The sequence below is a fragment of the Bacillus sp. BML-BC051 genome, assembly GCF_019656175.1.
Classification (GTDB): Bacteria; Bacillota; Bacilli; order Bacillales; family Bacillaceae_G; genus Bacillus_A; species Bacillus_A mobilis.
The window spans coordinates 70279-81693 of the sequence record NZ_BPLI01000046.1; the positions used below are offsets into that span (position 1 = coordinate 70279).

Below are 11415 nucleotides of genomic sequence, written 5' to 3' on the forward strand. Positions count from 1 at the left end.
TTTAACTTAAACCACATAATTACGTTGCACTATTATCCAAAATTTTAAAATAGTATATAACAATAGAATTTAAATGCCATACTATTAAACATAATAAAAAAGCAGACATTTCGCCTGCTTCAATTCTCCTCAATCTGCTTTTCACTTAATCCTAGATGTGTTCTAAGCGTATTACTCAAACTCTGTAGATCTTTTTTATTAGGATTATAATAATATACACGTTGCCCATTTGGACCATTAGGTAAATATACATCATCACCAGCTAATTGAATCTTTTCAACTGAACCGCTTAATCCGTATTTATAAAAAGATAAAATATCATCCATTACTAAGTTTGTTTTAAAATCACCGTCAACCGCCTCAATCATTTTTTCTAGTTTCGTAATCGAGCCTACACTTTTTAATTTACTTAACATCGCCTCAATAACAAGCTGTTGACGCTGTCCTCTCATTGCATCACTATCAATATGACGCGTTCTTGCCAGTGCAAGTGCTTCTTCCCCTGTTAATTTTTGTAGTCCTTTTTTCAAATGGATTGCGTCAGGTTCATCTTTACTATTTTGCTCCGTAAATTCAACTGGGACATCTACTTCAATCCCATCTAATCCATCAACAATTTTAGTAAATGAATTAAAATTAAACTTCACAAAATAATCAACAGGTACTTGTAACAATTTTTCTACCGCTTCCACTGAAGCTTGCGGCCCTCCATCTTTACCATTTTTAACAAAACCACTTCCATATGCATGCGTTATTTTATCTTTTTTCTTTTCAACTGGAACATATGTATATGTATCACGTGGGATACTCGTTAATTTCACTGTCTTATCATCTTTATTAAAAGTAGCTAACAGTAGCGCATCTGTATGAAATGCACCATTATACTCCTTTTGTCGTTCTTGATTTTCATCAATTCCCATAATTAAAAGTGAAACATTATTTGCAATTGGTTTTACGGCGTTCTCACGTAAATGTGATTTTTCACCACGCGCTAAATTCAAACTAGACTTTTGTACGAGATTAGAAGTTTTCATATACACATAAGCACCGTATCCAACTCCGCCAAATAGTAATACTACTAACAAGACACTTATTATCATTGTCTTTTTATATTGTCTTTTATTTTTCTTTTCTCTTGAAGAAGAAGTATTCTCCATATCGTTCCCTCCATTTTCTATTCATCTAATATATTTTTCAATTTTTCATACTTAGCGCTATCCTTTTGAAACACATTCTCTTTCAACCCTTTGTTTATTTGTATCCATTCAGTTGTAATCGAATATTGAATCATACCTTCGTGGAAACTAAGGAACTTTAGCATAATCCCCGTATTTTTCTCTACAACCATTTCAAACTTCCCTCTTAAATCTTCAGATGTACTTACAGGCATTTCTATGTTTATTGTCCCTTCTATTTTGTAGCAATCCAGTCCAAGATACTTCGTTTCTTTATAATTCCAATCTTTATATCGAATTAATAGATCAGCAAATTCTGATTGAATACTATACTTAGCGAATCCTATATATTCATCATCATATCTTTTTTTCTCGCCTGATTTTCTCAATAATCTTTCCGTAGGATTTAATTTTAATAGTTCATAGTTTTTTTCTTTCGGGCTCCATTTTGTCTCTTTATATGTATACTTCTCATCATCAAATTCTTTTTTCTTGCCCTCGTTATATATAATTGTTCGTTTTTTCGCTAGTTTATCTTCTTTCGAAGAGATACCACTTTGTTGCTCCGTATCAATCGCATATTTGTATGTTGTAGCAATTCTTGACGAGCTAGAATATTCCTCAAATTGTCCTGAAATATTTTTAAAATGATCAATAGAATCCAGCATCTTTTCATGAATTTTTTCTTTATCTGGATAATTTACGTTCGATTTTATTTCTTCTTCATTTTCATAATCAGAAAACGCCTTCTTCTTTACATATTCAAATACTCCACCATTTTGAGCAAAAATTTGATTAGAAAACTCCGACATAGACACAATTGAAAGTGTTAGAACCGCAGCACTTATAGCCATCATATAAACTCTGTAACCTTTCTTTTTGACCGGAAGATTATGTAGTGTACTATTAATCTTTTCATTTAACTCTGGCGGTACTATAACATTCTCTTCTTTTATTCTCTTTTTTAATTTCTCATCAAATAATTTTTCGTTATCCATCCTAGACACCCCCTATTCCATCTTTAATCGTTTTTGCAGTTGTTCCCTCGCACGTGACAATCTCGATTTCACTGTTCCTTTTGGTATTTCTAAAAGCTTGGCAATACTCTCTTGATTCATATCTTCATAATAATAAAGCACCGTAACAGCTCTTAATTCTTCATGTAACGATTGAATCGCATTACACAAATCTATATCTTCATACTGATCACAGGCACTCATATTGTAATCATTCTCTTCTGTCACAATTACCTTTTTATACGCTCTAATAATATTGTTACACTCATTCATTAAAATTCGAATTAACCAAGTTTGAAAAAACTCTTCTTTTTTTAATTTTTTTATATTTTCATAGGCTTTTAAAATTGTTGCCTGTATCGCATCCTCTATATTTGTCTCATCACGTAACATAGCCTTTGCAATACGATACATCTTCACTTTTTCTGTATGTATAAGCGCCATAAACGCTTCATGATCACCTTTTTTCGCTAAAGAAACATCGGTTTCTTCTTTTACAATCATTTTATATAAAGGGATTACTTTCACAATTGCTCCTCCTGTTTCATCCTCACTTCAAATTTAACTTTACATGTATTAGACGGATGAGCCTAGAAAAAGGTTCATTTTTTTGAATATTTTCATAAAAAAAGGTAAACATTCTTCATGTTTACCTTTACTCAGATGTAATTCTAAGGAAATATCCATCTGGATCTGTAACTTTAAATCCTCTCATCTCCCATGGATAGGTTTGAATTTCTTCTTGTATTGTGCACCGATTCTCTTTACAACGTTCATATACTTCCTCAATCCCATTGACAACAATAATTAATTCAAAGCCATTCCCCTTCATTTCTTTTCGATTGTAAAAGTAGTGATTTTCATTCAATCTTGAATCACTAACTAATAATAAAGAAAACTGGTCATGATTAAAACGAGCTCCATGCATGCTTCTTTTATACAACTTTAAACCAATTACTTCTTCATAGAACAATAATGACTTTTCGATATCACTTACATATAGCTGCACCCGGAACAAATGATTCATTCGTTTACTCCTCATCAAAAAAAGCCCACTCTATCAGTGGACTTTCTACTTTACAACGGTAAATCCCTCTTTCTAAACACTACAATTGCTACGATGAAAATACAAAGTGCTCCAGCAGTTAAACCTATACTCACTGGCCATATATTATACGTTCCTTCAGCAATTTCTTTCGGACGAAATAACGTAAATAATGATATATTTCTCATCCACTCTAACTTATCGCTTAATTTACCTACCATATCCGTTACGAAGAATAAAATAGTTAAACTTGCTGAGTAGCTAAGTGCCTTTCTTTCGTCATTACATATGCAAGAAAAGAAAAATGAATACGCACTAACGACTAAAAATATGAGCCCTCCAACTACGTTTATCTTCAGGAATAATTCTTTATTTAAGTTATTATCTTGTAGAAACCACTCTGCACCTACTATACCCGCTACATACGTAACAGCTACAATAATCAGTAGTCCCAATATAAGAATAGACGCTTGCGTGATTGCAATTCGCACTCTAGATACAGGTGTTGCTAACAAGTATGCCATCGCTCCTTTATCTACATGACGAGCAATTAAATGCGTTGCAACTGTTACACAAAAAATTGTTAATATGATAATAAACAATAGACTATAATATTCACCAGCTAAAAAATCCATTACGTTTTGAATCGGACTTTCCATTCCAACAATTTTTTTCACACTATCAGGCATAGCACTTATTAATTCATTTAACCCTTTCGCTGATACCATTGAAGGGAAGACCCAAATTAACAACCATAAATATAGAGCTGCACCAGTTGCATAACTCAAAATACTTTTTTGTGTTTCTTTCAAACTAGCTAAAAACAATTGCTTATTCATGCTTTACCCCTTCTTTCTTATCGTAATAATGCATAAATAAATGTTCTAAATCCATCACTCTCGTTTGAAGTGCCGTTACATTATAGTTTGAAAGTGTTTGTAAAACCGTTTGATAGTTTCCTTGCACAATAATCGATGCTTCTCTACCTTTCACCGCTTCAAATTGCAAATTACATTGCGTAAGAGATTCAATCTCTTCTTGCGATGATACGGTTACATCTATTACCTGTCGTCTCATACTTTGTAAATCATGAATATTTTCAACCGTTACAAGGCGACCATCTTTAATAATCGCTACTCGATCACACGTACGCTCAATTTCAGTAAAAATATGCGACGACATAAGAATCGTTTTCCCTCTTTGCTTTTCCTCTACTATTAAATCTATAAATACTTGCTGCATAAGTGGATCGAGTCCTGAGGTCGGTTCATCTAAAATTAACACTTCCGGATCATGCATAAAAGCAGCAACAATTCCTACTTTTTGTTTCATTCCTTTAGACATTTTTCGAATCGGTGTTTTCACATCAAATTGCAGACGTTCTATTAGTTCATCTCGTCTTTTCGTATCCTTTAACCCACGCATCCCTTGCATTAACTTTAAAAACTCTAATCCGTTCATTCCTTCAATAAAAGAAATTTCTCCTGGCAAATAACCAACTTCTCTTTGAATTTTCGCTGCTTCATCCCAGCAATCTAATCCAAAAATTGTCGCTTTACCAGCTGTCGGTTTTATAAATCCCATTAAATTACGAATTGTTGTGGATTTCCCAGCACCATTTGGTCCTAAGTAACCAATTACTTCCCCTTCTTTTACATCAAATGTAATATGAAACAAACCTTTTCCATTTGAAAACTGTTTTGTGACATTTTGAACTGAAATCATAATTCCACCTCATTTTTTGAAATATTTAATATGTGATATTTCAAAATTATTGTACTCCTCATCTTTCATATTCGCAACAACTTTTTGAAATATTTATATGCCCATATTTCAAAATTATTGTTTCCCATTATTTTTTCTTGTATATTATAATTGAGGTGATTGCATTGAACGGCTTTGAAAAAGTGAAAGAAAAGAAAAAACGTGCCATTAAAGAGGCAGCCTTCTTATTATTTTCAGAACGCGGATTTAATGAAGTGAAAATAGAACATATTGCAAAAAAAGCAAACGTTTCTCAAGTTACCATTTATAATCATTTCGGAAGTAAAGATGCGTTATTTCGAGAGCTTATACAAGAATTTATTATATCTGAATTTCAATATTATAAAGATCTTGCAGCGGAAAATTTACCTTTTCATGATATGATGCAAAAAATGATTGTAAGAAAAATGAATACTGGTGGGTTATTTCAGCCAGATATGTTACTACAAATGATGCAAAGGGATGAAGAACTCCGCGAGTTTATTTATAGTTATCAAAACGAAAAAATCCTACCTTGGTATTTAGAAATATTAGAACAAGCACAGCAAAAAAATGAAATTAATCCTCACCTTACTAAAGAAATGATGTTGCTATACATTCAAATGTTCACTAAATTAGGTGATGATTTCGGAGCACAGCTTCTTGAAGGAGATCGCGAAAAACATATACAAGATATCGTTACGATGTTCTTTTATGGACTGTCCGTCCCAGAAAAATAATGTTTCTAAAGAACAAATAACATCACAAAAAGGCCCTATAGATATTTAAATCTCAAGGGCTTTTTCATGTCAAAAAATGATTAAAACTAACTTTCTCTTAAAGAAGTTAAATGCTGCTTTATAGATAATACCTTATTATAGATTAACTCTTTTAGCATAACAGGCTGAATGGAGATAATTGTTTCACCGAAATTCAGAAAGTAACTTGCAATAAACTCAACTTCTTGCTTGTTAAAATAGCCTGTTATACTATAATTTTCATTTTCTTTTTTTATCTTCATGGAAGGATAATTCTCTTTATCAAAAATGTCTTTTCCTTTTTGATTAACAATGACAATAAAATCAGTTGCATCAGGCTTTCTATGAAAATTAATAAGATAACTTAACAACTCTTCAAGATTTTTTGGATTCGTATTGCTTGTTTCCTCAATAGAAAGAATTTTATCACATCTAATTATTTGAACATGATTTGCCTCAAAGTTAAAGATTTTAGCATACCACTGGCCAAATTTAGATTCGATTCGAATAAATTGGGCGACCAATACTTTCTCCGCATCTTTTTTTAAATATGTTAACTGGTAAACTCGCTCAGCAAAAATCCCCTGTAAAATTTCTTTTAAGTACGGACTAAAATTGCTATGATTTGTTACTTCAAAGGAAAGCGTTCGCTCCATAATCGAAATATTTTTACTCACATTATCCGGTAGTACATGTTTAAATTTATTTTCAAGCGCTATACTTTCTATATTAAATGGTTTCGTCTTGTATCCATTTAGTGTAAGAATCGAAAAATATAACGCATACATTTCATCCACACTAAAATAAATCGGCGATAACACACTATTTTCTATAATTTTGTAACTTCCATTTCTACCTAGTTCAGAATATATCGGTACACCTATTTCTTCCAATGATTGAATATCTCGCAACGCGGTACTTTTAGAAATATCATATCTAACCATTAAATCCCTTAAATTAAAATATCTTTTATTATTTAAGTAAATAAGCATATCATTTATTCGTTCCGTTTTTTTCATATTTCCCTCCCGAAAGGTGTCATGTATTGAAACCTTTTTAGTCTATATTATAATTATTAACTAATAAAGGAGTTAGATATTTATGACATTAGAAATAGCTATTTTTCTTTCAATGAATGGGCATGCAAAGGAGGCAATTAATTTTTATACACGCAATTTAGAAGCTAAGCAGTTAATGATTGTTACGTATGAAGAACTGGCGAAAAGAGATCGTTCTTTTAAAATTACACGTGAAAATAAAGATCATATTGCTCACTCTGTTTTACAAATTGGGAATACAAAGCTAATGATAGCAGAAGATACAATGAATCCTAAGGAACGTTATAACGTTGGAAATAATATGTCTCTTTGCATTCAAAGCGCTAATTTAGAAGAAATACAAAGATTTTATAATAATTTAATTTCCGATAAGAACGTGAAGATACTCTCTCCGCTAGAAAAAAATATATTTAGTGAAGCATATGGGATTATTGAAGATCCTTACGGCATACAAATCCAGTTAATGTATGACAAACGACTAAACTAAATAATTTGCCATATTCACATCTTCCTAATAAAAAAGACACGAAATTCTTAAAGACATATGAATAATAAGAGTAAAGATAGTAAGGATTGATTATCCCTACTATCTTTTTTTATCTAAACGGATAAATTTAAAATACATAGTAATAATAGATACTTTATGTTATTATCTGAATATTATATATATTATTTTTATGGAGGAAGACGTAGCCTCTGTGCGAGGACCTTGAATTTAAGTAAAGGAGTTAGTAGCTAAATGACAATATCTCGTAAGGAAAAAACAATAAAGGATAAATGGCATGAGATTGTATCTGTTAGAGAAGCACAAACAGGTAATGGGACAATGTACTATCTTATGGATGAAAACTTAGATTTTATACTATTAGTAAAAGAATATCTCGATATGATACAAGCAAGAGCAATACGAGAAGTATCTCCTAATACGATAAAAACATATTGCTACAACTTATGGTATTTCATTGTGTATTTGAAAATAAAGGGTTTGGGTATTTTGGACCTAGATGGAAAACCTGATATTCTTACTAACTTCAAATTATGGCTCAAGAACCCGTATAGATTTTATGAAAATGTAGAGATGCTAGATTATGAATACGTTGAAGACGACCTTAAAGTTTCTACTGTCAATGCCATCGTAGATAGGGTAAGTTCTTTATTCCTTTGGCTTAAAGCTAGTGGGAGGATTAAAGACAATCCTGTTGTGTATCGTAATGTCATGGTTACAAATGAGATGAGAGATAAAGATATGTTATCCCACACTCGGAAAAGCAGGACTGTTCAGAAGAACACTTTAAAATCAAAAGTTCCTCATATTATTCCTAAGACCATTGATCAAAAGGATTTTCAGACGTACCTGAAGGCAGTCAATCTCTTACGAGATAAAATCATTCTCTTAACTCTTAAAGAAGGAGGGGTAAGGTCTGGTGAGCTTCTTGGAGTAAAGCTTGAGGACATTGATTATGGCGAGCAAGGCATACATATTCGTTTCAGACCAGACAACGAAAATGGATCAAGGGCTAAGGCTGGGTATGGCAGGGACAGGTTTGTTCATCTCCCACCTGACCTTATGATTTTGATAGATAGATATATTAGTAGCTATTGGGTGAACAGTGACCCTGTTACTGATTTCCTGTTTGTTGTGGTTAATAGTAATAATCCTATGGATAATGGAAAGCCGATGAAGAAATCGACACTTACCTCCACCCTTAATCATTACAACAGGAAAACAGGGATTAAACTGAACACCCATAAACTAAGACACACGCACGTTACTGAATTAGCAAGAGAGTACATCAGTAAAGGTGAGCCTATCAACTGGAAGTATATCCAAGAAAGGGTTGGTCACAAAGATGTTGCAACCACGATGCAAATATATGCCCATTTAAATGCAGAAGACCATAAAAAAGAATACCAACGAATGAGTGAGTATAGAGAAGAGAAACGGAAGGAGCGAGAAAATGGCAAAAAATGAAGCAGCAAATTCATCAAAAGCAAATAACTCGAAGAGTTTGGGAACAAAGGCAACCTTTTCTCCTTTTCCTATTACAGCTATCGATACCTCTTGGATGACGAAGACACAGAAGAAGTTCTTCGAAGTCTTACAGCAATCTGAAAACCAAGATAAAAAGTATGACGTATTATCTAAATTAGCAGGATTTAAAAGCTCTGGTCCTTGGTATACAGCCATCAAAGATGAAAAGTTCGCTGAACTTTTAGAAAACATGGGTGTTCAGGTAAAACACTACGAAGATGACTACCCTCCCCATCACGAAGTTGAGTACATTAAAAACCCAAAAGAGCGAGAAGAATATCTCAAAGAAGATGTGTGGGATGTAAGAAGGTTATTTAAGAATTATCCAAAACATCTTTCTCCTGTTCAATTTATCGTTAAATTGACTAAATTGGAAAATATTCATTTACGCCCAACGGTAAAAAGGTATTTTGTAAATATGCTTGGAACTTGGGAAGCTAAAACGTTTAAAGAAAACATCCTATGCTTGAGTGATTTTTTTAGTATACTGCATGATAAATTTCCGAATATCAAATCTTTTAAGGAGCTAAATAGGCAGGAACATATCGAAAAAATTCTTCCTGACATATATTCACTTTCTAACTGCAAATCTATCAGAGCGATAATAACTACCCGTTCTATGTTCCGATACATGTACGAAAATAAATGGTCCGATGGACCAAAAACAGACGCTTTATTGATTAGTTATGATACGCCTAAAACGGTAGAAACCCTACCAAGACCCATTCCACCACATATTAAAATAAAATTGGATGATTACTTGGAAAATATAGTAATCCCCCTATTGGAAGATAGTGAGGAAACTCCCATTGTATCCCCGACTTATTGGGATTTAATTATCATTTTAAGATATACAGGAAGACGTTTTGAGGACATAGCTCACTTAATTGCAGATGGAAGTGATATTGATTGTTTGAAATATGATTTGGATGGAGATCCACAACTTTTCCTTGACCATCGTATTGCAAAAATCAAAAAAGATTTGGTCGTTCCATTAGCACATTTAAAAGACTCCAAAGGAAGAAATATAGTGGAACGGGCAATTTTACGCCAAAAGGAACGGGTAAAAGATTTACCTCCTACTTCTGATAAGCAAAAGTATTTATTTAGGGAAGTTATTACTTTCGTTCAAGAAAAAACTCTGATAACGGAGTCTGTTAGTTATGCCACTATTTATCATCATGTACTGTCTAAAATATGTAATCAAATCCCATTATCAGATATTGGTGCACAGTCTGGAGATATTTATAAAATAGCTTCACACCAGTTTAGGCATACAGTAGCCACCGAAATGATTGATGCAGGAGTCGATATATACGCTGTTAAAAACTTTTTAGGGCATTCATCAGTTAACATGACAGAAAAGTATATTAAGGTCTACCAACAACGTTTAAAAAAGGAGTTTAAAGATAAGCTTCTTAAATCTGATGCCACAGCAATTAAAGACAATCTCCCAGAGCAAGAAGAAACTTTCGGTGATAACAAATGGGTCAAAAACAAAATTATCGCTATTTTTGACCAAGGTGACGGATGTTGTGAGCATCCTTATAAGATGCCCTCCTGTCCTCATCAGGTGGCTTGTAAAACGTGCATTAAGAAAAAGATATTGCCGAGACATAAAAACGCAGTTATAGATACAATAGATGCCTTTACAACGCATTTAAACCAAGCGAAACAAATTGGACTAAATGAAAAAATTGAGGAATTTGACAAGGTAGTTCAGTTCTATCAAACCGCATTGGAAATCATTGAAAAGGGTGAAACATTCGATGCCTCAAAACATTTCTATACAGGAGGTGTCCATTAATGGCTAATATGAGTCCAAATACCTCTAAAATGGTTGAATCAAAGAAAATGGAAAGCAGGTTAAAGAAGCAAACTGTTTTAGCTGTTCTAAAGGAGCTAACGCTCCTTGATGATCCAATAAGTAACCCTATATCAAAAGCTGAAATTTGCCGTAAAGCAGGAGTAAGTAAAACGTTTTTGTACTCGTATCCAGAAGAACTTATAAAGCCAATTGATGAAGCAATAATAAAACAAAATCAGAAATTAAAGGTTATCACAAAAAAACAGACATTTAGTGAAAGTTCCAAGGACAAACTTATTGATTCCCTAAAAAGAAGAATAGGTAATTTAGAAGAAGAAAACAAAAAACTAAAAAGAGACAATTCTATTCTACTTGGAAAAATAGCGAATAAGTAAAAAAAGCCTGTATCGAAAATTACCAGGTAATCGTCGATACAAGCTTTATATTTTAATGTTTAATAATGGTTATATATATTTAACATATGGGTGTCTTTTTTATTTTATCCCGCTTTAATGGGCAGTAAGACCCCCACCTCAAAATTCAGCGAAAGCAAAGAAGTTAGGTGGGGGATCAACTGCCCATAAAAGTCCGATTGGTTCAACTAATAATCAGTGGGGGATGAAGAAAACCCCCACTGATTAAAGTTTCACTTTATTTCGAAATGTATTTCCATACAATAGAGTAATAATCTCATACAAGTAATTTGTTGCTCTATTAAAGTTTTTAATGCCAAATCACACTAAACAAAATTGAATTGCATAATTTAAAACATTAAAGCCAA

At 32.8% G+C, this 11415-nt stretch carries 12 protein-coding genes; 5 read left to right on the forward strand and 7 right to left on the reverse strand.

What is annotated here, in order from left to right; all coding sequences use genetic code 11:
* Positions 1-119: 119 nt before the first annotated feature.
* From K5S59_RS18950 to K5S59_RS18975, 6 genes are all read right to left on the reverse strand, one after another.
* Positions 120-1157, reverse strand: coding sequence for an LCP family protein (locus K5S59_RS18950; RefSeq protein ID WP_087982141.1), 1038 nt, complete (start codon positions 1155-1157; stop codon positions 120-122).
* A 17-nt stretch (positions 1158-1174) separates the two neighbouring features.
* Positions 1175-2173, reverse strand: a complete 999-nt coding sequence (locus K5S59_RS18955; RefSeq protein ID WP_097842935.1) for an anti-sigma factor — start codon at positions 2171-2173, stop codon at positions 1175-1177.
* Positions 2174-2185: 12 nt separating this feature from the next.
* Positions 2186-2719: a sigma-70 family RNA polymerase sigma factor gene (locus tag K5S59_RS18960; RefSeq protein ID WP_000864739.1), complete on the reverse strand. Its 534-nt coding sequence runs from the start codon at positions 2717-2719 to the stop codon at positions 2186-2188.
* Between the two features lie 127 nt (positions 2720-2846).
* Positions 2847-3218, reverse strand: a complete 372-nt coding sequence (locus K5S59_RS18965) for a VOC family protein (RefSeq protein WP_097842934.1) — start codon at positions 3216-3218, stop codon at positions 2847-2849.
* Between the two features lie 50 nt (positions 3219-3268).
* Positions 3269-4075 carry an ABC transporter permease subunit gene (locus K5S59_RS18970; RefSeq protein WP_120450710.1) on the reverse strand — a complete coding sequence of 269 codons (807 nt, stop codon included), beginning with the start codon at positions 4073-4075 and terminating at the stop codon, positions 3269-3271.
* The gene (locus K5S59_RS18975; protein WP_120450712.1) at positions 4068-4961 is read right to left on the reverse strand and encodes an ABC transporter ATP-binding protein; all 894 of its coding nucleotides are present in this window, start codon (positions 4959-4961) and stop codon (positions 4068-4070) included. Before K5S59_RS18975 ends, K5S59_RS18970 begins: the two co-directional genes overlap by 8 nt.
* 137 nt (positions 4962-5098) lie before the next feature.
* Here K5S59_RS18975 and K5S59_RS18980 point away from each other — a divergent pair, with 137 nt between their 5' ends.
* Complete coding sequence (locus tag K5S59_RS18980; protein ID WP_120451107.1) at positions 5099-5719, forward strand: TetR/AcrR family transcriptional regulator; 621 nt, start codon at positions 5099-5101, stop codon at positions 5717-5719.
* 86 nt (positions 5720-5805) lie between these two features.
* On the opposite strand, the gene K5S59_RS18985 is transcribed toward K5S59_RS18980, so the two are convergent.
* A complete protein-coding gene (locus K5S59_RS18985; protein WP_000750583.1) occupies positions 5806-6756 on the reverse strand; it encodes a helix-turn-helix transcriptional regulator in 951 nt (316 codons plus the stop codon).
* An 82-nt stretch (positions 6757-6838) separates the two neighbouring features.
* Here K5S59_RS18985 and K5S59_RS18990 point away from each other — a divergent pair, with 82 nt between their 5' ends.
* The 4 genes from K5S59_RS18990 to K5S59_RS19005 all read left to right on the forward strand — a co-directional run bounded on the left by K5S59_RS18990 (position 6839) and on the right by K5S59_RS19005 (position 11029).
* Positions 6839-7282, forward strand: a complete 444-nt coding sequence (locus K5S59_RS18990; RefSeq protein WP_000171327.1) for a VOC family protein — start codon at positions 6839-6841, stop codon at positions 7280-7282.
* A gap of 252 nt (positions 7283-7534) precedes the next feature.
* On the forward strand, positions 7535-8767 hold the full coding sequence (locus K5S59_RS18995; RefSeq protein WP_000156041.1) for a tyrosine-type recombinase/integrase: 1233 nt from the start codon (positions 7535-7537) through the stop codon (positions 8765-8767).
* Positions 8754-10634 carry a tyrosine-type recombinase/integrase gene (locus K5S59_RS19000; RefSeq protein ID WP_001096999.1) on the forward strand — a complete coding sequence of 627 codons (1881 nt, stop codon included), beginning with the start codon at positions 8754-8756 and terminating at the stop codon, positions 10632-10634. Before K5S59_RS18995 ends, K5S59_RS19000 begins: the two co-directional genes overlap by 14 nt.
* The gene (locus tag K5S59_RS19005; RefSeq protein WP_000002619.1) at positions 10634-11029 is read left to right on the forward strand and encodes a DUF6262 family protein; all 396 of its coding nucleotides are present in this window, start codon (positions 10634-10636) and stop codon (positions 11027-11029) included. Before K5S59_RS19000 ends, K5S59_RS19005 begins: the two co-directional genes overlap by 1 nt.
* Positions 11030-11415 lie beyond the last annotated feature (386 nt).

Bases quoted from the DNA above. Each gene is read 5' to 3' on its own strand.
- K5S59_RS18950 (WP_087982141.1), bottom strand. From the start codon at position 1,157: ATGGAGAATACTTCTTCTTCAAGAGAAAAGAAAAATAAAAGACAATAT.
- K5S59_RS18955 (WP_097842935.1), bottom strand. From the start codon at position 2,173: ATGGATAACGAAAAATTATTTGATGAGAAATTAAAAAAGAGAATAAAA.
- K5S59_RS18965 (WP_097842934.1), bottom strand. From the start codon at position 3,218: ATGAATCATTTGTTCCGGGTGCAGCTATATGTAAGTGATATCGAAAAG.
- K5S59_RS18970 (WP_120450710.1), bottom strand. From the start codon at position 4,075: ATGAATAAGCAATTGTTTTTAGCTAGTTTGAAAGAAACACAAAAAAGT.
- K5S59_RS18975 (WP_120450712.1), bottom strand. From the start codon at position 4,961: ATGATTTCAGTTCAAAATGTCACAAAACAGTTTTCAAATGGAAAAGGT.
- K5S59_RS18985 (WP_000750583.1), bottom strand. From the start codon at position 6,756: ATGAAAAAAACGGAACGAATAAATGATATGCTTATTTACTTAAATAAT.
- K5S59_RS18990 (WP_000171327.1), top strand. From the start codon at position 6,839: ATGACATTAGAAATAGCTATTTTTCTTTCAATGAATGGGCATGCAAAG.
- K5S59_RS18995 (WP_000156041.1), top strand. From the start codon at position 7,535: ATGACAATATCTCGTAAGGAAAAAACAATAAAGGATAAATGGCATGAG.
- K5S59_RS19000 (WP_001096999.1), top strand. From the start codon at position 8,754: ATGGCAAAAAATGAAGCAGCAAATTCATCAAAAGCAAATAACTCGAAG.
- K5S59_RS19005 (WP_000002619.1), top strand. From the start codon at position 10,634: ATGGCTAATATGAGTCCAAATACCTCTAAAATGGTTGAATCAAAGAAA.